Here is a 22,937-nt window from a genome sequence, read left to right on the forward strand (position 1 = left end):
AAAGGGTTGATGAGTCTCACGCATCGGGACGCGTCCCCAGGCCCATGGCCTGACGGGCGAACCAACGCTTGGCCGGCGGCAACAGGTCCAGGCCCAGCAGGCCCATATTGCGGCCCAGGGCGACCAGCGGTTGCGCGCTGCCAAACAGCCGCGTGACCTGGTCGGAGAAACCCACGGTCAACTTCTGATCCATGCGCTGACGCTCGCGATAAGCCTGCAACGTCGCCAGGTCACCCGGCACCGCCGGCCCGGCCAGCAAGGCCTCGGCCAAGGCGTGCGCATCACGCAGGGACAGGTTGAACCCCTGCCCGGCAATCGGGTGCAGGCTGTGGGCGGCATTGCCGAGGATCGCCAGGTGCGAGCGCACTTGCTCTTCGGCTTCCACCAGGGTCAACGGATACAGATGACGGGCGCCGACTTGCTTGAGGGTGCCCAGGCGGTAGCCGAACACGCCCTGCAACTCGCTCAGGAAGCTGCGTTCATCGAGATTGGCCAGGCGCTGCGCGTCCATGCCGATACGGGTCCATACCAGTGCGCAACGGTTGTCCGGCAGCGGCAGCAGGGCCATCGGGCCTTCATCGGTGAAACGCTCGAACGCTTCGCCGTTGTGGGCTTCGCTCGGGGTGATGTTGGCGATCAGTGCGCTCTGGTTGTACGGGCGGGTTTTCACGCCAATGCCCAGTTGCTCGCGCAGGCCGGAGCGGCCGCCGTCGGCGAGCACCGCGAGGTCGCACTCCAGCACGGTTTCATCGTTGAGAGTCAGGCGGTAACCGTCAGGCAGCGGCTCCATGCGTGTGACTTCCGCCGGGCAGCGCCAACTCACCACGTCCTTGTCCAGGCCTTGCCACAGGCATTGGCCGAGCCAGGCGTTTTCCACCACGTAACCGAGGGCCGGCACGCCCTCTTCCATGGCGGAAAGCCGCGCGGTGGAGAAGCGCCCGCGGTCCGACACATGGATCTGCTTGATCGGCTCGGCGCGGCGCGAGATCTGCTGCCACAGGCCCAGGCGCTGATAAATCTGCCGGGCGCCGTAGGACAGCGCCGAAGAGCGCGCATCGTAGCTCGGCTGGTAGCTGTCGCCGGGCGCGAAGGGTTCGATCAGCACGATCTTCCAGCCACGCGCCTTGGCCCCGGCCTGCAACGCCAGCGCCAGGCTCGCGCCCACCAGGCCGCCACCAATAATCGCCAGGTTGACCCGGCTCATCGGGCGGCCGCCATCAGGGCTTCGATTTCGGCGACGCCCTTGGGGGCGCCGCCGGTCAGGATTTCACAGCCTTGCTTGGTCACCACCACGTCGTCCTCGATACGTACACCAATGCCACGCCATTTTTTTGCGACGGTGTGGTTATCCGGCGAGATATAAATGCCCGGTTCCACCGTCAGCGCCATGCCAACTTCCAGCACACGCCACTCGCCACCCACCTTGTACTCGCCGACGTCATGCACATCCATTCCCAGCCAATGGCCGGCGCGGTGCATATAGAAGGGTTTGTAGGCTTCACTGGCGATCAGTTCGTCGACGTCGCCCTTCAGCAACCCCAGCTTCACCAGCCCGGCAGTGATGACCTGCACCGTCGCCTCGTGGGCCTGGTTCCAATGCTTGTTCGGCGCGATCTCGGCAAAGGCGGCTACCTGGGAAGCCAGCACGATTTCATAGATCGCCTTCTGTTCCGGCGAAAATTTGCCATTGACCGGCCAGGTGCGCGTGATGTCGCTGGCGTAGCAGTCGATTTCGCAACCGGCATCGATCAGCACCAGGTCGCCGTCCTTGAGCACGGCGTCATTCTGCTGGTAATGCAGGATGCAGCTGTTGCGCCCGGTGGCGACGATGGAGCCATAGGCCGGCATCTTCGCGCCGCCCTTGCGGAATTCGTAATCCAGTTCGGCTTCCAGGCTGAACTCATGCAAGCCGGCGCGGCTGGCCTGCATGGCCTTCACATGGGCCGCGCAGGAAATTCGCGCTGCCTCGCGCATCACCTTCACTTCTGCCGCCGATTTATACAGGCGCATGTCGTGGAGCAGATGATCCAGGGCAACAAACTCGTTCGGTGGCTGGGCGCCAAGATGCGCTTTGGAGCGGATGACGTTGATCCACTCCATCAGGTGCCGATCGAATTCGGCGTTGCTGCCCATGGCCGAATACACCCGGTCGCGGCCTTCGATCAGGCCGGGCAGGATGTCGTCGATATCGGTGATGGGGAAGGCATCGTCGGCGCCAAAGTCACGGATGGCGCCTTCGGTACCGGCACGCAGGCCGTCCCACAATTCGCGCTCGGCATTGCGTTCGCGGCAGAACAGCACGTACTCGCCATGCTGGCGACCGGGCATCAGCACGATCACCGCTTCCGGCTCGGGGAAACCGCTCAGGTACTGGAAGTCGCTGTCCTGACGATAGACGTGCTCCACATCGCGATTGCGGATCGCCACGGCGGCAGCCGGCAGGATCGCGATGCTGTTGGGTTCCATCTGCGCCATGAGCGCCTTGCGGCGCCGGGTGTATTCCGCTTTGGGGATATGGATCATGGGCAGATGGGCTTCCTTTTCTTAGTGCAGCGAAGGCTTGGGTGCAGCAGGCTCAGCGGACTTCCTGGTCTCGGTGAACAGCAGCAATGGCGCGACGCGCAGGTATTCCATGACTTCCATGTAGTCGCCTTCGCCGTCTTCGGACTCTTCCAGGGCATCTTGCACCTGGGAGATGGCCGCCAGGTCCTGCAGCACTTCCTTGGCGTCGGTGCTCAGTTCCAGGCCGCCGGCGTTCACGCCGAAACCGTGGAGGAAGCCCTGGCACCATTGGCCCAGTGCGGCGGCGCGTTCGGTGAGCGGTGCATCGTCAGTCGGCAGCAGCAGGACCACGGTGACGTCGTCACCGGTCAGTTCGCCCTTGACCATCTCTTGCAGGCCGATCAGCGCGTTACGCACGTTGTCGGTCGGTTCGGTTTCCAGCAGCTCGGCCACATCGGCCAGCCAGTTGTCGGCATCAAAGCCAACACCGGTGCAACTGCGGCCGAGCAGCACGCCATGCAGCTCGGCGGGCGAGCAAGGATGGCCGCTGGTGCTCAGCAGTTTGGAAAAAGCATCGTACGGGGAGTTCTGAATGGGCATGGTGAGCTAGGCGCCAGACGGCGCAATGTCTAGAATGGAGCGCTGTATCCTAGCACCGGCAGACGTACCAAGACTATCGAGGGCGTCAGATCGTTTATCCTGCAGTTGCCATTCATCAGACAAATCCAGTGGAACCCAATGGAAGACACCGACCTGCAAGCGCTGATGGCCAGACTCGAATTGCTAATTACTCGGGTCGAGCAACTTAAGAGTCAAAACGGACTCCTATTAGCTCAGGAAAAGACCTGGCGCGAGGAACGCGCTCACCTCATTGAAAAAAACGAAATCGCCCGGCGTAAGGTCGAATCGATGATTTCGCGCCTGAAGGCCCTGGAGCAAGACTCATGAGTTCAAGCAATAGCGTCACCGTGCAGATCCTCGACAAAGAATATTCGATCATCTGCCCCCAGGAAGAGCGCAACAACCTGGTGAGCGCCGCCCGCTACCTGGACGGCAAGATGCGTGAAATCCGCAGCAGCGGCAAAGTCATCGGTGCCGACCGCATCGCCGTAATGGCCGCCCTGAACATTACCCACGACCTGCTGCATAAGCAGGAGCGCCCTGACGTACAGGCCAGCGGCTCGACGCGCGAGCAGGTGCGCGACCTGCTCGAACGCGTCGACCTGGTGCTTTCCAGCGACACAGAGCAACCCAAGAGCTGATTGCCGCGACTGTTTAAGGTATACTCGCCCCACTCCCTGGCGTGCTTGCCAGTCGGCGATGTCCCGGAGCCGATTCGCACTACCCTGGAAGTTGCACGTTGGGCTGGTGTGCATGTCCGCTAGACGGAAAGCCTTAAAGCCTACTGCTTCTTCCACCTTGAACTTTCGGGTTCAAGGGCTGAGTCGACAGCGGCTCTGTCGGGGAGCCTGAATTCCAGAACTCAATGCCAGTCCCCGGACTGGCATTGTTTTATGAGCCGAAAAACCATGAACGAACCTGCGCCGCTTTCCCGTCCGCACCTTCGACGCATGTTGCGCAAAGCCCGTCGCGCCCTCACGCCGAGCGAGCAGCGCCAGGCCGCCCATGGCCTGTATCGGCAACTGGCACAGCACCCGCTGTTTCGCCGGGCCAAACATATTTCCCTGTATCTACCGACGGACGGTGAAATCGATCCGCGCCTGCTGCTGCGTGCGGCACAGCGCCGGGGCAAGGCCACTTACCTGCCGGTGCTCAGCGCCTGGCCACGGACCAAGATGGTGTTCCAGCGCGTGAAGCCTGGAGAAACGTTGCTGCCCAATCGCTTTCGCATTCTGGAGCCACGGGTCAACGCCAGGCGCCAGCGCAAGGTATGGGCGCTGGATCTGGTGTTGCTGCCGTTGGTGGGGTTCGATGATGCCGGTGGCCGCCTGGGCATGGGCGGCGGTTTCTACGACCGCAGCCTCGCCTATCTGGCACGCCGCAAAAGCTGGCGCAAGCCGGCGCTGCTGGGCCTGGCCCATGAATGTCAGAAGGTCGATCGATTGGCACAGGCCAGCTGGGATGTGCCGTTGGCTGGCACCGTTACCGACAGGCAGTGGTATGTCGCAGAAACGCCGCAGGAAGCTACGGCGTCTTGAAGAAGGGTCAGCGCTTGAAGGGTTGCGGCTGCTGCTGAGTCAGTTCAACTGGCGCATCGGTCTTGTTCGACCACAAGCTTTGCGCATACCCGGTGGTCACGACGCCCAGACCAAACAAAATCACCAATATCCATAGTAAATCCGGTTTACGTTGCATCGATTGCCCCCCTTCAGGCATCTCGTACACGATGACAACAACGTTCCAAAGTAGTCCGTTGCAGCTGCGTCAAGCTTAAAATCCCGGCATTCTGCGATAACGTGAACCAACACGCAAACCTTGACGCCAACCGACTGTCGGTTTGTCATCAAATTGCCTGACAACTTGCCCACTGCTTTTTCAGGAGCGCAAAAATGGCCTACTGGCTGATGAAATCCGAGCCCGACGAACTCTCCATCAACGGCCTGGAAACGCTGGGCGAAGCGCGCTGGGACGGGGTACGCAACTACCAGGCACGCAACTTCCTGCGCGCCATGGCGGTGGGTGACCAATTTTTCTTCTACCACTCCAGTTGCCCCGAGCCCGGCATTGCCGGCATCGGCAAGATCATCGCGGCCGCCTATCCGGACCCTACCGCGCTGGAGCCGGACAGCCACTACTTCGACGCCAAGGCCACCCCGGAGAAAAACCCGTGGAGTGCGATCAACGTCGCGCACGTCCAGACCTTTCCCAAGGTGCTGGGCCTGGGCTACCTGAAACAACAAACCGCCCTCGCCGAATTGCCCCTGGTACAAAAAGGCAGTCGCTTGTCCGTGATGCCGGTCACGGCAGAACAATGGGCGGCGGTGCTGGCATTGCGCTGACCAGAACCCTGCGGTCACGCTCCCGGCGCATGCATCTGCACCTGAACCGGGTTAGGCTTGCGCTTCATTTGACCGGCATCAACGCCCCTCGGGCTGCCTCGGTCAAACTAGGACGCTAACGCCGCAGGATGCACCCATGTCGATCACGCCCCGCTCCTCCCACTTGTTTGCCGCTTTGTTGATTGCCTTGTTGCTCGCCGCCGGCGGCTTCGGTTACTGGAAGTCCACCCAGGATCGCCTGCCCGAAGGCTTGGGCATGGGCAACGGCCGCCTGGAATCCACTGAAGTGCAGATCGCCGCCAAGATCCCCGGCCGCCTGGCCGAGGTGCGGGTGGATGAAGGTGACAAGGTGCTCAAGGGCCAGTTGCTGGCGCGCATGGACACCCGCACCCTGGAAGCCCAGCGCGCCCAGGCCGAAGCCGAAGTGCTGCGCGCCAGGGAAAACTTCGCCGCCGCCGAGGCCAATGTGCAACTGCGCCAAAGCGAGCAACTGCTGGCCAACCAGGAACTCAAGCGTACCCAGGAACTGTACAAGCGCGGCTTTGCCAGCAGCCAGTTGATCGACCAGCAGCAAGCCCGCCAGAACACCGGCAACGCCGCCGTGATCGCCGCGCAAGCCCAGGTCAATTCGGTCAAGGCCGCCATCGGTGCCGCCCAGGCCCAGGTCGCCCAGTTGACCAGCGAAATCGATGACAGCAGCCTGCGCGCGCCCATCGACGGCATTATCCAACTGCGCCTGGCCGAGCCCGGCGAGGTCCTCGGTGCAGGCGGGCGCGTGCTGTTGTTGATCGACCCCGAGGATCAGTACATGAACCTCTACCTGCCCGCCTCCGTCACCGGGCGCCTGACGGTGGGCAGTGACGCACGCATCCTGCTCGATGCCCTGCCCCAGCAACCGCTGCCGGCGAAAATCAGTTTTGTTGCCGCCAAGTCGCAGTTCACCCCCAAGGAAGTGGAAACCCGCGACGAACGCCAGAAACTGGTGTTTCGCGTCAAGCTGCGCCTGACCCAACCCAGCGCCGTGCCCCAGGCCAAACCGGGCATGCCCGGCGCCGGCTACGTGCGCATGGCTGACATCGACTGGCCGGCCAACCTGCAATGACCGGCCTGGCGCTGCACGCCACTGCCATCAACCACCGTTACGGCAAGCAGCAGGCCTTGATCGACATCGCCTTCAGCCTGCCCACCGGCACGCGCTGCGGACTGATCGGCCCGGATGGTGCAGGCAAGTCGAGCCTGTTGGGGTTGATCGCCGGGGTTAAAAAGCTCCAGGACGGCCAACTGGAGGTGCTCGGCGGCTCCATCCAGGACCGCCGCCACCGCAACAGCCTGTACCCGCGCATCGCCTTCATGCCCCAGGGCCTGGGCGGCAACCTGTACCCCGAACTGTCCATCAGCGAAAACATCCGCTTCTTCGCCACGCTGTTCGGCCTGTCCAACGCCGACTGCGACCAGCGCATGCACAACCTGCTGTTGGCCACCGACCTCGCGCGCTTCGCCGAGCGCCCGGCCGGCAAGCTCTCCGGTGGCATGAAGCAGAAGCTCGGCCTGTGCTGCGCGCTGATCCACGACCCGGACCTGTTGATCCTCGACGAACCCACCACCGGCGTCGACCCGCTGTCGCGGCGGCGCTTCTGGGAACTGGTCGAGACCGTACGCAGCGAGCGTCCGCAACTGACGCTGCTGGTAGCCACGGCCTATATGGAGGAAGCCGAGCAATTCGAACATTGCCTGATGCTCGACCGTGGCAAGCTGATCGCCGACGGGCTCAGCAGCGAACTGGCGGCAGCGACCCCCAGCGGCAAACTGGATGAGGCCTTCACCCACTTCCAGGGCGACAGCGCCCACGGCAACCAACCACTGGTGATCCCGCCAAGGGAAAACGCCAACACCGATATCGCCATCGAAGCCCACGACCTGACCCTGCGCTTCGGCGACTTCACGGCGGTGAACAAGGTCAGCTTTGCCATCGGCCGTGGCGAGATCTTCGGCTTCCTCGGCTCCAACGGCTGTGGCAAGACCACCACCATGAAAGTCCTCACCGGGCTGATGCCGGCCACCGAAGGCAGCGCCACGCTGCTGGGCAACCCGGTGAACGCCAAGGACCTGGCCACCCGCAAGCGCGTAGGGTTCATGTCGCAAAGCTTCTCGCTGTATGGCGAGCTGAGCGTGCGCCAGAACCTGGTGTTGCACGCGCAACTGTTCGATTTGCCCAAGGCCGACAGCGGCCCGCGCATCGATGAGCTGATCCAGCGTTTCGACCTCGGTGAAGTGGCCGAGCAGCCGTCCGGGGAACTGCCCCTCGGCCTGCGCCAACGCTTGTCATTGGCCGTGGCGGTGCTGCATCGCCCGGAAGTATTGATCCTCGATGAGCCCACCTCGGGCGTCGACCCGGCAGCCCGGGATGATTTCTGGCGGCTGTTGATCGAGTTGTCCCGCGAACAAGGGGTGACGATTTTCCTGTCTACCCACTTCATGAATGAAGCCCAGCGCTGCGACCGCATCTCCTTGATGCATGCCGGCAAGGTACTGGCCTGCGATACACCGGACGCACTGCAACGGCAATTCAACGGCGACACCCTGGAAGCCGCGTTCGTCACCTGCCTTGAGCAAGCCCAAGGCGATGCCGAACCCGCCACGTCGGCCAAAACCGTCAGCGAAACCCATGCGCCGCCCATCAGCAAGCGTGGTTTCAGCCTGTCTCGCCTGCTGGCCGTGGCCAGCCGCGAAGGCAAGGAACTGCTGCGCGACAAAGTACGCATGGCCTTCGCCCTGCTCGGTGCGATGTTCATGATGGTGATCTTCGGCTACGGCATTTCCCTGGATGTGGAAAACCTCGCCTTCGCCGTCTACGACCAGGACCAGACGCCGCAAAGCCGCGCCTATCTGGAAGCCTTCCGCAGCTCGCGCTACTTCGCCGAGCAGGCGCCGATCCAGGACGCCCCCGAATTGCACCGACGCCTGCAACGCTCGGAAATCAAACTGGCCCTGGAGATCCCGCCCGGCTTTGGTCGCGATCTCTATGCCGGGCGCCAACCCACCGTGGCCGCGTGGCTCGATGGCGGCATGCCGTTTCGTGCGGAAACCAGCCGCAACTATGTCGAAGCCGTGCACCAAGGCAACCTGCAGCAACTGGCCGAACTGAGCAGCCTACCGCGCAGCACCCAGGCAGCCGCCAAACTGGAAACCCGTTTTCGCTATAACCAGGACGTGGTCAGCGTGAATGCCATCGGCCCCGGCGTGATGGCACTGATCCTGGCGTTTATCCCGGCGATGCTCACCGCCCTGGGCATCGTGCGCGAGAAAGAACTGGGGTCGATCACCAACTTCTACGCCACACCCCTGACGCGCCTGGAATTCCTGCTCGGTAAACAGGCGCCTTACCTGGCCGTGAGCCTGGTCAACCTGGCGCTGCTGGTGGCGATGAATCGCTGGCTGTTCGGCGTGCCGTTCAAGGGCAGCGGCCTGACGCTGGCGTTTGGCGGGCTGCTGTATGTGCTGGCCACCACCAGCATGGGCCTGCTGATTTCCGCGTTCACCCGCACCCAGATCGCGGCGATCCTCGGCACCATGATCATCACCAGCCTGCCAACCATCCAGTTTTCCGGGCTGATCGTGCCGCGCTCGTCCCTGGAGGGCGCCGCCGCCTTGATGGGCGCACTGTTTCCGGCCGGGCACTTTCTGGATATTGCCGTGGGCACCTTCACCAAGGCCCTGGATCTGCGCCAGTTGTGGCCGCAATGCCTGGCGCTGTTCGGCTTCTTTATCGGGTTCACCGGGTTGAGCCTGGTCATGCTCAAGAAGCAGGAGGCCTGATGCACAAGCTCGCACACATCTTCCGGCTGGGCATCAAGGAACTCACCAGCCTGCGCCACGACAGCGTCTTGCTGCTGTTTCTGTTCTACGCCTTCACCGTCGCCATCTACATGCCCGCCGCCGGCTCGGTGATCGGCGTGCACAACGCCAGCGTGGCGTTTGTCGATGAAGACCACAGCGCGCTCTCCCGGCAGATGGCCGAGGCGCTGCAACCGCCCGAATTCCAACCACCGGCACCGTTGGCCTATGACCAGTTGGACAAGGTGATGGACAGCGGCCAGTACACCTTCGTGATCAACGTACCGGCCAACTTCCAGGCCGACCTGTTGGCCGGTCGCCAGCCTGGCGTGCAGGTGAACGTCGACGCCACGGCGATGAGCCAGGCGTTCATGGGCGCGGGCTATATCGGGCGGATCTTCCAACGCGAATTGCTCAGCTACAGCGGGCAAACCGGCGCCACCCGCCAGGCGCCCGCGCTGCTCACGACCCGAGCACTGTTCAACACCAACCTGGAGGGCGGCTGGTTCCTGGCCGTGATCCAGATCGTCAACAACATCACCATCCTGGCCATCGTGCTCACCGGCACCGCGCTGTTGCGCGAGCGCGAGCACGGCACCCTCGACCACTTGCTGGTACTGCCGCTGACCGCACTGGAAATCATGCTGGCGAAAATCTGGAGCAATATGCTGGTGGTGGTGCTGTGCACCTGGCTATCGCTGGAGGTGGTGGTCAAAGGGCTGCTCGGCGTGCCGCTGGCCGGGTCGCTGGGGTTGTTCCTGTTTGTAACCGCCCTGTATCTGTTTGCCAGTACGGCACTGGGGATCTTCCTCGCCACCCTCGCCCGCTCCACGCCGCAGTTCGGCTTGCTGGCGATCCCGGTGATTATCCCGATGCTGCTGTTGTCAGGCGGCAGCACGCCGCTGGACAGCATGCCCGAGTGGTTGCAGTGGGTGATGCAGGGCTCGCCGTCGACGCACTTTGTGAGCCTGAGCGCAGCGATTTTGTTTCGCGATGCGGGGGTGAGTGTGGTGTGGCCGGACTTGCTGGCGCTGGCGGGGATCGGGCTGTTGTTTTTTGCGGTGGCGTTGGCGCGGTTCAGGAAGAGCCTGGCTTCCTGAACCGCAAGCCAGGCTGATTACTGAATGATCAGGTTATTGAACAGCAGGTCTTCCACCATGGGCTTGCCCGTCTCGTCGTTCATCACTTGCTGGGTTTGCTTGAGGGCTTCCTGGCGCAGCTTTTCCTTGCCGTCGACCGTGCTCATGGTCTCGTTGGTCTGCTGGGTGAACAACGCGACCAACTGGTTACGAATCAATGCGTCGTTGGCCTTGACCGCTTTGGCGGCTTCTTCGCCGGTCACGCGCAGGGCGATGTCGGCCTTGAACACTTTGAGCTTGGCTGTGCCATCCAGGCCGTAGTTACCCACGAACGGTGGGCTCAGGCTGATGTAACTGACCTTCGGCGCCTCGCCTTCTTTGGCTTCTTCGGCCTGGGCTGCCATCGGCAAGGTCAGGGCCAGCATCAATAGGATCCACGCTTTCACAGTTCATTCCTCACATTCGGTTGCCGGGTAGCATAACGCTAGCAAGGCAGAGCACAAGCTTATGGCGACTTATCAGGGCCGAGCATGCTCGTTGACCCGCAGGCCTACCCTCCTACACTTATCGGCCACGACACCAAAAGGAATAGCCCGATGAAAGCTGTGCTGTGCAAAGCCTTCGGCCCCGCCGAAACCCTGGTGCTGGAAGACGTCGCAAGCCCCACGATCAAGAAGAACGAAATCCTGCTGGAAGTGCATGCCGCCGGGGTCAACTTCCCCGATACCCTGATCATCGAGGGCAAATACCAGTTCAAGCCGCCCTTCCCGTTCTCGCCGGGTGGCGAGGCATCGGGGGTGGTCAGCGAAGTGGGGGAAAAGGTCAGCCACCTGAAGGTCGGCGACCGGGTCATGGCACTGACCGGCTGGGGCAGCTTTGCCGAGCAGGTCGCGGTGCCGGGCTACAACGTGTTGCCGATCCCGCCGACCATGGACTTCAACACCGCCGCCGCCTTCAGCATGACCTACGGCACCTCCATGCACGCGCTGAAACAACGCGCCAACCTGCAACCCGGCGAAACCCTGCTGGTGCTCGGCGCTTCCGGCGGCGTGGGCCTGGCCGCCGTGGAAATCGGCAAGGCCATGGGGGCGCGGGTGATCGCCGCCGCGAGCAGTGCCGACAAACTCGCCGTGGCCAAGGCCGCCGGCGCCGATGAACTGATCAACTACAGCGAAGCCAGCCTCAAGGATGAAATCAAGCGCCTGACCGACGGTAACGGCGCCGATGTGATCTACGACCCGGTGGGAGGCGACCTGTTTGACCAGGCCATCCGCGCGATTGCCTGGAACGGCCGCCTGCTGGTGGTGGGTTTTGCCAGCGGGCGCATCCCGGAGCTGCCGGTGAACCTGGCACTGCTCAAGGGTGCGGCGGTGGTCGGGGTGTTCTGGGGTTCGTTTGCCCAGCGCCAGCCCCAGGACAATGCGGCGAACTTCCAGCAACTGTTCACTTGGTACGGTGAGGGCAAGCTCAAGCCGTTGGTGTCGCAGGTGTATCCGCTGGAGCAGGCTGCCCAGGCGATTAATGACCTGGGCCAACGCAAGGCGGTGGGCAAGGTGGTCGTTCGAACCCGCTGACCGACCTGAAATGCAATCAAATGTGGGAGGGGGCTTGCCCCCGATGGCAGTGGGTCAGCTACAGATAAGCTGACTGACCTACCGCTATCGGGGGCAAGCCCCCTCCCACATTTGTTCTCCATTGGTCTGATAAACGCTGAGCGACCACCATTTATCTATTAGCGACATGTTCATAAGAGAACATGCAATTGCTCTCATTTCCTGTGTTTGCGCATAAGAGGCAATGCTATTTTCGGTAACGAAACTGTAACATTCGCATCCGCAGTCAAAACAAGAAATTTGGAGCTCTTGAATGTTTGCTTTCTTTCGTCCTGCCGCACACCAGGCGTCTCTGCCTGAAGAAAAAATCGACAGTACCTACCGACGGCTGCGCTGGCAGATCTTCGCCGGTATTTTCTTCGGTTATGCAGGGTATTACCTGCTGCGCAAAAACTTCTCCCTGGCCATGCCCTACCTGATCGACGAGGGTTACACCCGGGGTGAGCTGGGCCTGGCGATGTCGGCCATCGCGATCGCCTATGGCCTGTCCAAGTTCCTCATGGGTCTGGTGTCCGACCGCTCCAACCCGCGTTACTTCCTGCCCTTCGGCCTGCTGGTTTCAGCCGGGGTGATGTTCATTTTCGGTTTCGCGCCTTGGGCGACGTCCAGCGTGACCATGATGTTCATTTTGCTGTTCATCAACGGCTGGGCCCAGGGCATGGGCTGGCCGCCCAGTGGCCGGACCATGGTGCACTGGTGGTCGCAGAAAGAACGCGGCGGCGTGGTGTCGGTGTGGAACGTGGCGCACAACGTCGGCGGCGGCCTGATCGGCCCGCTGTTCCTGCTGGGCATGGCCTGGTTCAACGACTGGCATGCGGCGTTCTACGTACCGGCCACGGTGGCCTTGGCGGTGGCGGCATTTGCCTTCATCACCATGCGCGACACCCCGCAATCGGTGGGCCTGCCGCCGATCGAGCAGTACAAGAATGATTACCCGGAAGGCTACGACGCCAGCCACGAAGACGAATTCAGCGCCAAGGAAATCTTCGTCAAGTACGTGCTGCGCAACAAAATGCTCTGGTACATCGCCTTCGCCAACGTGTTCGTCTACCTGCTGCGCTACGGCGTACTGGACTGGGCACCGACCTACCTCAAGGAAGCCAAGCACTTCACGGTGGATAAATCGTCCTGGGCGTACTTCTTCTACGAGTGGGCAGGTATTCCGGGCACGCTGCTGTGCGGCTGGATGTCGGACAAGATCTTCCGTGGCAACCGTGGCCTGACCGGCATCGTGTTCATGGCGCTGGTGACCGTGGCGACCCTGGTGTACTGGCTCAACCCGCCGGGCAACCCGATGGTCGACATGATCGCGCTGATCTCGATCGGCTTTTTGATCTACGGCCCGGTGATGCTGATCGGCCTGCAGGCGCTGGAACTGGCACCGAAGAAAGCCGCCGGTACGGCTGCGGGCTTCACCGGTCTGTTCGGCTACCTGGGCGGTTCGGTGGCAGCGAGTGCGGCCATGGGCTACACCGTGGACCATTTTGGCTGGGACGGTGGTTTCGTGCTGCTGATCGGCGCGTGCCTGCTGGCCATCGCGTTCCTGATCCCAACGCTGTGGCACACCAACAGCGTCAGCTCGGCGCGTTAATCGCCTGAGCAATCCTTGGCACAACGCTTGAGCCGCGCCTCCAGGTTTTTATCTGGCATGGCGTGGCTACGCAGGGCGTTGACGGTCTGCTCGACATAATCGCGAGTGGTGCCGTAACGCCCGCAAGCGCTTTGCAGCACGTGGTTCAGCACGATATCGGGCAGGTTACCGGCGTAGCTGGGCAAGTGCCGCTCCAACACAAACCCCAACGCCTGCACCTGGCTGCCATCTTCAAGGCGGCAACTGAGCCAGTGCGGCCGGTAGGACGGGTAAGGCATCTCGCGCTGCCACAAGGCGTAAAGCGAAGCCTCCAGTTGATCTTCCGGCAAGCGGTAGGCAAAGCCGCTGCACGAGCCTCCGCGATCCAGGCCAAAGACCAGGCCCGGCAACTCAGGCGTGCCCCGATGCTCGTGGGACCACAGGTACAGGCCCCGGTGATAACCGTGGACCCGTGCCCGCACCCGCTCAGTCGACGAACATTCCGGGCGCCAGATCAGCGAACCATACGCAAATAGCCAGACCGGGCCACCCTTGTGCCGGCCCATGGTGGCCTGCATCGAGCTCATTAACTGTTCGTGAGTGAGTTGCGGCCCCAGATCGAGCCGCGGAGGGTAAGCCAATTGCAAAAGATCGGATTCAATGGCGGTCATGGCGAAAAGCGGTGCGCCTCCTGTGTGTTACCAGTTGTAAGCAACTTTACCGTAATAAAACGCGCCGCTGTAACCGTACGGCGAAAAAGTGCTATAGGCCAGATTGCCCCCACTGCTGGCGAAGGCGTTGACCTTCTCCGGGTATTTATCGGTGACGTTGTCGCCGCCCAGAGTGAAGGTCCAGTTCTTCAGCCTGTAGTCCGCCGACAGGTCCAGCACCCAGGCGGCCTTGAAGGTCTGGTCGTTGACCTTGTCCGCCTGGTAGCTGGTGAATTCACCATAGCGCACCAGGTTGCTGTGCAGGGCCCAACGGCCGTAAGTGAAGTCGTTACCCAGGCTCAGCTTGTGCTGCGGCGTGGTATCCCCCAGCAAACCGATGCGCTCGCGGCGGTCCACACGCACCAGGTTCGCGCCCAGGCTGTCGAGGATGGCCGGGTTGGCCTTCACGTCCGTCACCTTGGTGTGGTTGTAGTTGTAGCCCACGGTGCTGTTCCAGCGGATGCCGCTGTCGAACTGGTAACGATAGTTGGCGACCAGGTCGACGCCGTCGGTGCTGGTGTCGGTGGCGTTAGTGAAGTAGCGGGCGGTGGTGTAGTCGATATTGCCAACACCGTTGGCCTGCAAATAGGCGCGCGTCGCCGCGTTTATACCGAGGTTGGACGACAGGCTGATACGGTCACGGATGTCGATGCGGTACACATCCACCGTCACCGTCAGGTCATCGGCCGGCTCCAGCACCAGCCCAAGGCTGTAGTTGCGCGACTTCTCGGCCTTGAGGTCTTCGGCGCCGAGCAAACGCGCCACCTGGCTGTTGGCCGGGAACGTACCGGCTTCCTGGATGGTGCTGCCGATCAGCTGCGATGAGGTGTAGGCGAAGTTCTGCTGGGCCAGGGATGGCGCGCGGAAACCGTTGGAAACACTGCCGCGCACGGCCACCTGCGGGGTGAAGTCATAACGGGCCGACAGCGAGCCACTGACATTCGAGCCAAAATCGCTGTAGTCCTCGTGGCGCACCGCCGCCGAAGCACTGAGTTTTTCGGTGAAGTTGGTTTCCAGGTCCAGGTACTGGGCCCAGTTGTGGCGCGTGCTGGTGCCCGCGTCGGCATCACGGAAACCACCCAGTCCGGAACTGCCGGTCTGGAAGTAGGAGGCCGGCTCGCCCGCCTCGATTTCATAACCCTGGTGCAGGTATTCACCGCCAAACGCCACGGACACCGGGTAAGGCAGCCAGCCCACGTCGAACTCGCGGGACAGGTCCAGGCTGACTTGCTTCTGGTCGTTGCTCAGGGTGCCATTGTCGAATTTGCGCGGCGTGGCCAGGCCCAGGGAGGTGTTGATGGTTTCGGTGCTGAGTGCGTACTGGTTCTTGCCATAGTTGGCCGACAGGTCGTAATGCCAGTCGTAGGCCAGCAAACCGCGCAAGCCCACCACCAACGAGGTGTCTTCAAGGTTGCCCTTGATCAGAGGCAGGTAACCGTTGGGGTTGAGCGCCGGGATGTTGTTGGACGCATTGCTCGCCCGGTAGAACGCCGCCGTCTCGCCGCGCCGCTTGCTGTAGCCGCCGAAGGTGTAGAGCTCAGCCGCATCGTTGAAGGCGTATTCGGAGTTGAACTGGAACTTGCCTTCATTGGTGGCCGGCTCACCCTGGCGGAACACCTGCTGGCCGTAAGTGGTAGAGCCAACGCTGCCAGGCCGGAAGTCTTTACCGGCACGGTTGGTGTAATCGTTATCGGCACCCTCGGCCGACAGGTTGATAAAACCGTTGTCGCCCAGTACCAGGCCGGTATTGCCGCTGACATTGCGCTGGATACCATCGCCCTTCTTGTATTCGCCGAATTTGGTGGAGATCGAACCGCCATGGTCGGCGTGCTTGAGGATCACGTTGATCACCCCGGCAATCGCATCCGAGCCGTAGCGCGCGGAAGCACCGTCACGCAGCACTTCGATATGGTCCACCGCCGACAGCGGGATCGCATTCAGGTCCGCCGGTGCCGACCCACGGCCCACCGCGCCGCCCAGGTTGACGAAGGCACTGGTGTGGCGGCGCTTGCCGTTGACCAGCACCAACACCTGATCGGGCGACAGGCCGCGCAACTGCGCGGGGCGCACCAGCTCGGCGCCATCCACCAGGCTTGGGCGCGGGAAGTTGATCGACGGAATCAGGCGCGCCAGCACCGCCCCCAACTCATCAGAGCCCGTGCTGCGCAGGCTATCGCCGGAAATCACATCGATCGGAGACAGCGAAGCACTGGCGGTACGCTCCTGGGCGCGGGTGCCGGTGACGATCACGGTGTCGAGTTTGGGTGCATCGGTGGCGGGCGCTTCGGCCGCCAGGACAGGATTGAAGCCCACAGCGGCCAGCAAATTAGCCGACAAAATCGCTGTGTACAGCGCGTGTTGCGTGTAGCTCCCCATACCGCTCCCCTTTGAATCAAGAATCAGAACGTCAGTGTTCTGAGTTCGCAAGATCGATCCGGCTGGCGGGCGGTGGCGGTCAGTTAATGGTTATTGGAAGAAAATCGGTAGTCCGTTGAGATATAGCTTAAAGATATTTATGTAACAAATTAAATACCTTTAAAGCATAAGCGAATGCATAAGCCCGATGCCCCTTTCGTCAGGATTACACAGGGCAATCCCGCTACTTTCAGGCCCGGTTCAGCCTGGGAGCACGCCAAACCGTCAAACTGGCGCGCACATCACGACCCACCTAGCCGCCCATCAAACCGCCTATCGAGGTCGCACCCATGAAGAAATTTCGACTGCCTGGCCTGCTGTTCCTGGCCCAGGCCACCACCGCACTGGCTGGCGAAACATCGCCTGCCGAGGATGACAAAGGCTTCTGGTACGCGCAGACCAGCGTCTATACCCGGCACTTCGCGCCGGACAAAGACCACAACAACAACCAGGACCTGATCGGCCTGGAGCGCAATGAGGCATCAGGATTGGTGTATGGCGGTGCGACGTTTCGCAACTCGTTCAGCCAGCGCTCTTACTACGCCTATGCAGGCAAGCGCTATGAGATGGCCGACTCTGCGGTATACCTGAAGGTCACAGGCGGGGCGATCCAGGGCTATCGCGGCAAATACCGCGACAAGATCCCCCTCAACCGTTTCGGTGTGGCGCCGGTGATCATCCCGTCGGTAGGCACCCATTACGGGCCGGTGGCAGCGGAACTGGTGCTGCTGGGGTTCAATGCGGCGATGGTGACGACCGGAGTACGTTTCTGAGCGTGCGCATGCCCCGTTCCACCGTTCCGTTGCGTCATGGCCGCGGGGCGTAGGCGAATACGTCGGCGCGCATCTGGTGCGCATCCATGCCGGCATCGACCAATGCATCCAGCGTGCCGTAGATCATCGCCGGTGAACCGCTGGCGTAGACATGCACCGCCTTGAGGTCGGCAATGTCTTCGCACACCGCTTCATGCAGCAGACCGCAGCGCCCTTCCCAGCCACACAGGTCGCTGACCACCTTGTGCAGGAACAGGTTGGGCAGTTGCAACCATTGGTCCCAGTGCTCGATCTCGTAGAAATCTTCCGGGCGACGCACGCCCCAGTACAGGTGCACCGGGTGCTTGAAGCCGGACGCGCGGCAATGCTCGATCAGGCTGTGCATCTGCGCCATGCCGGTACCGGCGGCGATCAGCACCAATGGCCCGTCCGGCAGCTCGGCCAGGTGGGTGTCGCCAAAGGGCAGCTCGATGCGCGCCATCTGGTTGCGCTGCAATTGCTCCAGCAAGTTACGCGCGCTGTCCTCGCGGGCCAGTACATGCAGTTCCAGCTCGCGACCGGCATGGGGCGCAGAGGCCAGGGAAAATGCCGACTTCTCGCCATTCTCCCGCTCGATCATCAGGTATTGCCCGGCGTGATAACGCACCGCCTTGCCGGCCGGGGCCCGCAGGCGCACACGCCACACATCGCCACCCACTTCCACGCACTCGCTCAATTGGCACGACACCTTGCGCAACGGCAACTCTCCCGGCGCCAGCACGCCATCCCACAACACAATGCAATCTTCCAGCGGCTCGGCGATGCAGGTGTAGAACTCACCATGGTCGCGCACTTCACCGGCTTGCTGCACCCGGCCCTCCACCAGCAGTGCGGCGCACACGTGGCACACGCCATTGCGACACGCCTGGGGGCATTCGTAGCCCAGGCGTCGCGCGCCTTCGAGGATTCGCTCGCCGGGGACCAGCTCCAGCACGGCGCCGGAAGGTTGCAGGGTTACACGCATCAATCTATTCCCAATTCTTTCCAAATCGCATCGACACGTGCCGTGACGGCCTCATCCTTGACGATCACCCGGCCCCACTCGCGGGTCGTTTCACCCGGCCATTTGTGGGTAGCGTCCAGGCCCATCTTCGAGCCCAGCCCCGACACCGGCGACGCGAAGTCGAGGTAGTCGATCGGCGTGTTGTCGATCATCACCGTGTCGCGCTTGGGGTCCATGCGCGTGGTGATGGCCCAGATCACATCGTTCCAGTCCCGGGCATTGATGTCGTCGTCGGTGACGATAACGAACTTGGTGTACATGAACTGTCGCAAAAACGACCACACACCCAGCATGACCCGCTTGGCATGGCCGGGATACGACTTCTTCATGGTCACGATGGCCATGCGATACGAACAGCCTTCCGGCGGCAGGTAGAAGTCGGTGATTTCCGGGAATTGCTTCTGCAGGATCGGCACGAACACTTCGTTCAGCGCCACCCCCAGAATCGCTGGCTCATCCGGCGGACGGCCGGTGTAGGTGCTGTGGTAGATCGGTTTGATCCGATGGGTGATGCGCTCCACGGTGAACACAGGGAAGCTGTCGACTTCGTTGTAATAGCCGGTGTGGTCGCCGTACGGGCCTTCATCGGCCATCTCGCCGGGGTGAATCACGCCTTCCAGGATGATTTCGGCGGTGGCCGGTACCTGCAGGTCGTTGCCACGGCACTTCACCAGTTCGGTACGGTTGCCACGCAACAACCCGGCGAAGGCGTATTCGGACAGGCTGTCGGGCACCGGGGTCACGGCGCCGAGGATGGTCGCAGGGTCGGCGCCCAGGGCCACGGAGACCGGGAACGGCTTGCCGGGGTGCTTCTCGCACCATTCACGGAAGTCCAAGGCACCGCCACGGTGGCTCAGCCAACGCATGATCACCTTGTTGCGGCCGATCACTTGCTGGCGATAGATACCCAGGTTCTGGCGGTCCTTGTTCGGGCCCTTGGTGACGGTCAGGCCCCAGGTGATCAGCGGGCCGACGTCGCCGGGCCAGCAGGTTTGCACCGGCAGCATGGCCAGATCGACATCATCGCCTTCGATGACCACTTCCTGGCATACCGCGTCCTTGACCACCTTGGGTGCCATGGCAATGATCTTGCGGAAGATCGGCAGCTTCGACCAGGCATCCTTCAAGCCCTTGGGCGGCTCGGGTTCCTTGAGGAACGCCAGCAGCTTGCCGATCTCGCGCAACTCGCTGACCGACTCGGCGCCCATGCCAAAGGCCACGCGCTCGGGAGTACCGAACAGGTTGCCGAGCACCGGTATGTCAAAACCGGTCGGGTTCTCGAACAGCAGCGCCGGGCCCTTGTTACGCAAGGTGCGGTCGCAAATCTCAGTCATTTCCAGCACCGGTGAAATCGGCATCTGGATACGTTTCAACTCTCCGCGCTGCTCAAGTTGCTGCACGAAATCCCGAAGATCCTTGAATTTCATTAACCATGCCACCCGTAAAATAGGCGTACATCCTACCTGCTCTGAGGGCTGCTGGCAGCTTATCGAGGTGCATTTGGCCGTTGCAGGGACCGAAAAACCGACACAAAAAAAATGGCGCCCCTGGGGGCGCCATTTTTTCGGACCTGAAACGTCGTGATTACTTACGTTTCATCGACAGGAAGAACTCGTCGTTGGTCTTGGTGGTTTTCAGCTTGTCGATCAGGAACTCGATGGCTGCCACTTCGTCCATCGGGTGCAGCAGCTTGCGCAGGATCCACATGCGCTGCAGTTCGTCGTCGGCGGTCAGCAACTCTTCGCGGCGGGTGCCGGAGCGGTTGATGTTGATCGCCGGGAACACGCGTTTTTCCGCGATGCGACGGTCCAGGGGCAGTTCCATGTTGCCGGTACCCTTGAACTCTTCGTAGATCACTTCGTCCATCTTCGAACCGGTTTCAACCAGTGCGGTGGCGATAATGGTCAGCGAGCCGCCTTCTTCGATGTTCCGCGCGGCGCCGAAGAAACGCTTCGGTTTCTCCAGGGCGTGGGCATCGACACCACCGGTGAGGACCTTGCCGGAGCTCGGGATCACGGTGTTGTAGGCACGGGCCAGACGGGTGATGGAGTCGAGCAGGATCACCACGTCCTTCTTGTGTTCGACCAGGCGCTTGGCCTTCTCGATCACCATTTCGGCAACCTGCACGTGGCGGGTTGGCGGCTCATCGAACGTCGAGGCAACCACTTCGCCGCGCACGGTGCGCTGCATTTCGGTGACTTCTTCCGGACGCTCATCGATCAGCAATACGATCAGGTGAACTTCAGGATTGTTACGTGCGATGTTCGCTGCAATGTTCTGCAGCATGATGGTCTTACCGGCTTTCGGCGGTGCGACGATCAGGCCACGCTGGCCTTTGCCGATCGGGGCGCACAGGTCGATCACGCGACCGGTCAGGTCTTCGGTGGAACCGTTACCGGCTTCCATCTTCATGCGCACGGTCGGGAACAGCGGCGTCAGGTTCTCGAAGAGAATCTTGTTTTTCGCGTTCTCGGGACGATCGAAGTTGATCGTGTCGACCTTGAGCAGGGCGAAGTAACGCTCGCCTTCCTTCGGTGGGCGGATCTTGCCAACGATGGTGTCACCGGTGCGCAAGTTGAAACGACGGATCTGGCTCGGCGAGACATAGATGTCGTCTGGGCCGGCGAGATAGGAGGCGTCTGCAGAGCGGAGGAAGCCGAAGCCGTCCTGGAGAATCTCCAGCACGCCATCACCGGAGATTTCCTCGCCGCTTTTCGCGTGCTTTTTCAGCAGGGAGAAAATCACGTCCTGCTTGCGCGAACGGGCCATATTTTCTATGCCCATTTCTTCGGCCAGTTGGAGCAGGTCGGTAATCGGCTTTTGCTTGAGTTCAGTCAGATTCATATAGGAATGACGTAATCATTTATGGAGGGGGGGAAATTAAGCTTTTGGCTTAATGAGGCCGCGCCGCGGAGAAGGCGACAGGATCGCGTACTAATCGAAAAGGAATGCGTCGGCGACGGCTTGCAGGGGGCAGTGGAGAAACCAGTGCGGGGCCGAATGTACCACCTGAGTTTCGGAGCGTCTAGCCCTGTTTCACGAAAAAGCCCCGCTATTTGCGGGGCTTTTTGACGACGCTTAGATGTTGGCGTCGAGGAAAGCTTGCAGCTGGGACTTCGACAGCGCGCCCACCTTGGTGGCTTCGACGTTGCCGTTCTTGAACAGCATCAGCGTAGGAATACCGCGCACGCCATGCTTGGCCGGGGTTTCCTGGTTGTCGTCGATGTTCAGCTTGGCAATGGTCAGCTTGCCTTCGTAGGTGGTTGCAATGTCGTCCAGGACCGGAGCGATCATTTTGCAAGGGCCGCACCATTCAGCCCAGTAGTCAACCAGCACCGGGCCAGCAGCCTTGAGTACTTCGGCCTCAAAGGTCGCGTCGGTGACGTGCTTGATAAGATCGTTGCTCATGGATGTCTCCGGATTGTAAGCAAAAAAAACGTTGCCCATCATAGCCGCCCTTCCCCCGTTCAGGAAGCCGCCTCTGATTGAGTCTTCCTATGATGGTGCATGAGTTTGGATATAGCCCAACTCAGGGCGCAACAGGAGTCACGAAGGCAATCCCCGTGCGCAACGCCGCATTGCGTACGTGCTCCTGCATGGTTTTCTGCGCCGACACACTGGCCCGCCGGGCCAGGGCACGCAGGATCTTGCGATGTTCCTGCCAGGTTTCCATGGCCCGCTCCGGGCGGATGAACGGTAGTTTCTGGCTTTCCAGAAACACCTCGGCACGGGCACTCAGGATGCTCACCATCGCCTGGTTGCCGCTGGCCAGCAGGATGCGCTGGTGGAATTCGAAGTCCAGCCGTGCGGCCGCTTCGAAGTCGCCGGCCTTGAGCACCTTGCGCATGGTCTCGACGTTGTCTTCCAGGCTGTCCAGCTCATCGATCGTCAGCGTGACCGCCGCCAAACCCGCCGCAAACCCCTCCAGCGCATAGCGCAACTGGAAGATATCGAGCGGCGTGGCCTGGGCCGCAAAAGGCCAGACAAAGCCTGGCGCATCCTCCACCGCCTGCACGAACACACCTTTGCCCGGCTGCACACTGACCACACCCAAGGCGCTCAAGGACGACAGCGCCTCGCGCAGCGACGCCCGGCTGACGCCCAACTGCACCGCCAGGTCGCGCTGGGACGGCAGTGCAGCGCCCGGCCCGAAGCCTTGCTCCTTGATCAGTTTGCGGATGGCCTGCAGGGCCGCTTCCGGTACGGCTTGGGCGATGGAATTCATAAAAAACTCAAGATTTGCGTCAACAGAGCGGCTAGTTGTAAAGCTATTCAGGAGCCACGGCAAGCCACGCCCCAAAGGGGCTCGCGCAGTTTTACCGACGCTCGAAAAGGGTGCGAAAACGCGCACAACTGTTCAGACCAGTAAGACCACCAAAGCTCAACAAACTCGCACCTCGCAGACGATCCGCGCAGTACTGGCATGGGCTGTGCACTGA

The 22,937-nt window shown here is 61.7% G+C and carries 22 protein-coding genes and 1 other RNA gene; 11 read left to right on the forward strand and 12 right to left on the reverse strand.

Annotated features, from left to right (window positions below):
* Positions 1-16: 16 nt before the first annotated feature.
* Genes ubiH through NIBR502773_RS14005 form a run of 3 tightly spaced genes read right to left on the reverse strand, consistent with a single transcriptional unit; the run spans position 17 to position 3,102 of the window.
* Positions 17-1,204: a 2-octaprenyl-6-methoxyphenyl hydroxylase gene (gene ubiH, locus NIBR502773_RS13995; protein WP_131697574.1), complete on the reverse strand. Its 1,188-nt coding sequence runs from the start codon at positions 1,202-1,204 to the stop codon at positions 17-19.
* Positions 1,201-2,523 carry a Xaa-Pro aminopeptidase gene (gene pepP, locus NIBR502773_RS14000; RefSeq protein WP_141156266.1) on the reverse strand — a complete coding sequence of 441 codons (1,323 nt, stop codon included), beginning with the start codon at positions 2,521-2,523 and terminating at the stop codon, positions 1,201-1,203. The genes ubiH and pepP overlap by 4 nt, the downstream gene beginning before the upstream one ends.
* Before the next feature lie 21 nt (positions 2,524-2,544).
* Positions 2,545-3,102: a YecA family protein gene (locus NIBR502773_RS14005; protein ID WP_003176809.1), complete on the reverse strand. Its 558-nt coding sequence runs from the start codon at positions 3,100-3,102 to the stop codon at positions 2,545-2,547.
* 138 nt (positions 3,103-3,240) lie between these two features.
* Between NIBR502773_RS14005 and NIBR502773_RS14010 the strand changes: the two genes are divergently transcribed.
* From NIBR502773_RS14010 to NIBR502773_RS14025, 4 genes are all read left to right on the forward strand, one after another.
* On the forward strand, positions 3,241-3,450 hold the full coding sequence (locus NIBR502773_RS14010) for a TIGR02449 family protein (RefSeq protein WP_007982902.1): 210 nt from the start codon (positions 3,241-3,243) through the stop codon (positions 3,448-3,450).
* Positions 3,447-3,764, forward strand: a complete 318-nt coding sequence (locus tag NIBR502773_RS14015) for a cell division protein ZapA (protein WP_141156267.1) — start codon at positions 3,447-3,449, stop codon at positions 3,762-3,764. The genes NIBR502773_RS14010 and NIBR502773_RS14015 overlap by 4 nt, the downstream gene beginning before the upstream one ends.
* A 30-nt stretch (positions 3,765-3,794) precedes the next feature.
* A non-coding RNA gene (gene ssrS, locus NIBR502773_RS14020) (6S RNA) lies at positions 3,795-3,973 on the forward strand.
* A 58-nt stretch (positions 3,974-4,031) separates the two neighbouring features.
* Complete coding sequence (locus NIBR502773_RS14025; protein ID WP_092489829.1) at positions 4,032-4,661, forward strand: 5-formyltetrahydrofolate cyclo-ligase; 630 nt, start codon at positions 4,032-4,034, stop codon at positions 4,659-4,661.
* Positions 4,662-4,668: 7 nt separating this feature from the next.
* Here NIBR502773_RS14025 and NIBR502773_RS14030 read toward each other — a convergent pair whose 3' ends face one another.
* Positions 4,669-4,818, reverse strand: a complete 150-nt coding sequence (locus NIBR502773_RS14030) for a hypothetical protein (protein WP_092355790.1) — start codon at positions 4,816-4,818, stop codon at positions 4,669-4,671.
* Positions 4,819-5,012: 194 nt separating this feature from the next.
* On the opposite strand from NIBR502773_RS14030, the gene NIBR502773_RS14035 reads away from it, so the two are divergent.
* From NIBR502773_RS14035 to NIBR502773_RS14050, 4 genes are all read left to right on the forward strand, one after another.
* A complete protein-coding gene (locus NIBR502773_RS14035) occupies positions 5,013-5,462 on the forward strand; it encodes an EVE domain-containing protein (protein WP_027608373.1) in 450 nt (149 codons plus the stop codon).
* A 136-nt stretch (positions 5,463-5,598) separates the two neighbouring features.
* On the forward strand, positions 5,599-6,564 hold the full coding sequence (locus tag NIBR502773_RS14040) for an HlyD family secretion protein (RefSeq protein WP_027608372.1): 966 nt from the start codon (positions 5,599-5,601) through the stop codon (positions 6,562-6,564).
* On the forward strand, positions 6,561-9,278 hold the full coding sequence (rbbA, locus tag NIBR502773_RS14045; protein WP_141156268.1) for a ribosome-associated ATPase/putative transporter RbbA: 2,718 nt from the start codon (positions 6,561-6,563) through the stop codon (positions 9,276-9,278). The genes NIBR502773_RS14040 and rbbA overlap by 4 nt, the downstream gene beginning before the upstream one ends.
* Complete coding sequence (locus tag NIBR502773_RS14050) at positions 9,278-10,396, forward strand: ABC transporter permease (RefSeq protein ID WP_115485525.1); 1,119 nt, start codon at positions 9,278-9,280, stop codon at positions 10,394-10,396. The genes rbbA and NIBR502773_RS14050 overlap by 1 nt, the downstream gene beginning before the upstream one ends.
* A gap of 17 nt (positions 10,397-10,413) precedes the next feature.
* Here NIBR502773_RS14050 and NIBR502773_RS14055 read toward each other — a convergent pair whose 3' ends face one another.
* Positions 10,414-10,821, reverse strand: a complete 408-nt coding sequence (locus NIBR502773_RS14055; RefSeq protein WP_141156269.1) for a flagellar basal body-associated protein FliL — start codon at positions 10,819-10,821, stop codon at positions 10,414-10,416.
* Between the two features lie 150 nt (positions 10,822-10,971).
* On the opposite strand from NIBR502773_RS14055, the gene NIBR502773_RS14060 reads away from it, so the two are divergent.
* Both NIBR502773_RS14060 and glpT read left to right on the forward strand, forming a co-directional pair.
* Positions 10,972-11,949: an NADPH:quinone oxidoreductase family protein gene (locus NIBR502773_RS14060; RefSeq protein WP_141156270.1), complete on the forward strand. Its 978-nt coding sequence runs from the start codon at positions 10,972-10,974 to the stop codon at positions 11,947-11,949.
* A gap of 292 nt (positions 11,950-12,241) precedes the next feature.
* Positions 12,242-13,579, forward strand: a complete 1,338-nt coding sequence (glpT, locus tag NIBR502773_RS14065) for a glycerol-3-phosphate transporter (protein WP_141156271.1) — start codon at positions 12,242-12,244, stop codon at positions 13,577-13,579.
* On the opposite strand, the gene NIBR502773_RS14070 is transcribed toward glpT, so the two are convergent.
* Both NIBR502773_RS14070 and NIBR502773_RS14075 read right to left on the reverse strand, forming a co-directional pair.
* Positions 13,576-14,229, reverse strand: coding sequence for a gamma-glutamylcyclotransferase (locus NIBR502773_RS14070; protein WP_065926652.1), 654 nt, complete (start codon positions 14,227-14,229; stop codon positions 13,576-13,578). The genes glpT and NIBR502773_RS14070 overlap by 4 nt on opposite strands.
* A 27-nt stretch (positions 14,230-14,256) precedes the next feature.
* A complete protein-coding gene (locus tag NIBR502773_RS14075; RefSeq protein ID WP_141156272.1) occupies positions 14,257-16,644 on the reverse strand; it encodes a TonB-dependent siderophore receptor in 2,388 nt (795 codons plus the stop codon).
* A 329-nt stretch (positions 16,645-16,973) separates the two neighbouring features.
* On the opposite strand from NIBR502773_RS14075, the gene NIBR502773_RS14080 reads away from it, so the two are divergent.
* A complete protein-coding gene (locus tag NIBR502773_RS14080) occupies positions 16,974-17,456 on the forward strand; it encodes a sn-glycerol-3-phosphate transporter (protein WP_141156273.1) in 483 nt (160 codons plus the stop codon).
* A 34-nt stretch (positions 17,457-17,490) separates the two neighbouring features.
* On the opposite strand, the gene NIBR502773_RS14085 is transcribed toward NIBR502773_RS14080, so the two are convergent.
* The 5 genes from NIBR502773_RS14085 to NIBR502773_RS14105 all read right to left on the reverse strand — a co-directional run bounded on the left by NIBR502773_RS14085 (position 17,491) and on the right by NIBR502773_RS14105 (position 22,723).
* Positions 17,491-18,459: a CDP-6-deoxy-delta-3,4-glucoseen reductase gene (locus NIBR502773_RS14085; protein WP_115485521.1), complete on the reverse strand. Its 969-nt coding sequence runs from the start codon at positions 18,457-18,459 to the stop codon at positions 17,491-17,493.
* Positions 18,459-19,925 carry a 4-hydroxy-3-polyprenylbenzoate decarboxylase gene (gene ubiD, locus NIBR502773_RS14090; protein WP_003176824.1) on the reverse strand — a complete coding sequence of 489 codons (1,467 nt, stop codon included), beginning with the start codon at positions 19,923-19,925 and terminating at the stop codon, positions 18,459-18,461. The genes NIBR502773_RS14085 and ubiD overlap by 1 nt, the downstream gene beginning before the upstream one ends.
* Positions 19,926-20,082: 157 nt before the next feature.
* Positions 20,083-21,342, reverse strand: a complete 1,260-nt coding sequence (gene rho, locus NIBR502773_RS14095; protein ID WP_003176825.1) for a transcription termination factor Rho — start codon at positions 21,340-21,342, stop codon at positions 20,083-20,085.
* 234 nt (positions 21,343-21,576) lie between these two features.
* A complete protein-coding gene (gene trxA / locus NIBR502773_RS14100; protein WP_015886460.1) occupies positions 21,577-21,906 on the reverse strand; it encodes a thioredoxin TrxA in 330 nt (109 codons plus the stop codon).
* A 121-nt stretch (positions 21,907-22,027) separates the two neighbouring features.
* The gene (locus NIBR502773_RS14105; RefSeq protein WP_141156274.1) at positions 22,028-22,723 is read right to left on the reverse strand and encodes a FadR/GntR family transcriptional regulator; all 696 of its coding nucleotides are present in this window, start codon (positions 22,721-22,723) and stop codon (positions 22,028-22,030) included.
* Positions 22,724-22,937: the final 214 nt, after the last annotated feature.

The organism is Pseudomonas sp. NIBRBAC000502773 (genome assembly GCF_006517195.1).
Classification (GTDB): domain Bacteria; phylum Pseudomonadota; class Gammaproteobacteria; order Pseudomonadales; family Pseudomonadaceae; genus Aquipseudomonas; species Aquipseudomonas marginalis.

Bases quoted from the DNA above. Each gene is read 5' to 3' on its own strand.
- trxA (WP_015886460.1), bottom strand. From the start codon at position 21,906: ATGAGCAACGATCTTATCAAGCACGTCACCGACGCGACCTTTGAGGCC.
- NIBR502773_RS14085 (WP_115485521.1), bottom strand. From the start codon at position 18,459: ATGCGTGTAACCCTGCAACCTTCCGGCGCCGTGCTGGAGCTGGTCCCC.
- NIBR502773_RS14030 (WP_092355790.1), bottom strand. From the start codon at position 4,818: ATGCAACGTAAACCGGATTTACTATGGATATTGGTGATTTTGTTTGGT.
- rbbA (WP_141156268.1), top strand. From the start codon at position 6,561: ATGACCGGCCTGGCGCTGCACGCCACTGCCATCAACCACCGTTACGGC.
- NIBR502773_RS14105 (WP_141156274.1), bottom strand. From the start codon at position 22,723: ATGAATTCCATCGCCCAAGCCGTACCGGAAGCGGCCCTGCAGGCCATC.
- NIBR502773_RS14015 (WP_141156267.1), top strand. From the start codon at position 3,447: ATGAGTTCAAGCAATAGCGTCACCGTGCAGATCCTCGACAAAGAATAT.
- NIBR502773_RS14010 (WP_007982902.1), top strand. From the start codon at position 3,241: ATGGAAGACACCGACCTGCAAGCGCTGATGGCCAGACTCGAATTGCTA.
- NIBR502773_RS14035 (WP_027608373.1), top strand. From the start codon at position 5,013: ATGGCCTACTGGCTGATGAAATCCGAGCCCGACGAACTCTCCATCAAC.
- NIBR502773_RS14060 (WP_141156270.1), top strand. From the start codon at position 10,972: ATGAAAGCTGTGCTGTGCAAAGCCTTCGGCCCCGCCGAAACCCTGGTG.
- ubiD (WP_003176824.1), bottom strand. From the start codon at position 19,925: ATGAAATTCAAGGATCTTCGGGATTTCGTGCAGCAACTTGAGCAGCGC.
- NIBR502773_RS14080 (WP_141156273.1), top strand. From the start codon at position 16,974: ATGAAGAAATTTCGACTGCCTGGCCTGCTGTTCCTGGCCCAGGCCACC.
- NIBR502773_RS14040 (WP_027608372.1), top strand. From the start codon at position 5,599: ATGTCGATCACGCCCCGCTCCTCCCACTTGTTTGCCGCTTTGTTGATT.
- pepP (WP_141156266.1), bottom strand. From the start codon at position 2,523: ATGATCCATATCCCCAAAGCGGAATACACCCGGCGCCGCAAGGCGCTC.
- NIBR502773_RS14070 (WP_065926652.1), bottom strand. From the start codon at position 14,229: ATGACCGCCATTGAATCCGATCTTTTGCAATTGGCTTACCCTCCGCGG.
- rho (WP_003176825.1), bottom strand. From the start codon at position 21,342: ATGAATCTGACTGAACTCAAGCAAAAGCCGATTACCGACCTGCTCCAA.
- NIBR502773_RS14075 (WP_141156272.1), bottom strand. From the start codon at position 16,644: ATGGGGAGCTACACGCAACACGCGCTGTACACAGCGATTTTGTCGGCT.
- NIBR502773_RS14050 (WP_115485525.1), top strand. From the start codon at position 9,278: ATGCACAAGCTCGCACACATCTTCCGGCTGGGCATCAAGGAACTCACC.
- NIBR502773_RS14025 (WP_092489829.1), top strand. From the start codon at position 4,032: ATGAACGAACCTGCGCCGCTTTCCCGTCCGCACCTTCGACGCATGTTG.
- NIBR502773_RS14005 (WP_003176809.1), bottom strand. From the start codon at position 3,102: ATGCCCATTCAGAACTCCCCGTACGATGCTTTTTCCAAACTGCTGAGC.
- ubiH (WP_131697574.1), bottom strand. From the start codon at position 1,204: ATGAGCCGGGTCAACCTGGCGATTATTGGTGGCGGCCTGGTGGGCGCG.
- glpT (WP_141156271.1), top strand. From the start codon at position 12,242: ATGTTTGCTTTCTTTCGTCCTGCCGCACACCAGGCGTCTCTGCCTGAA.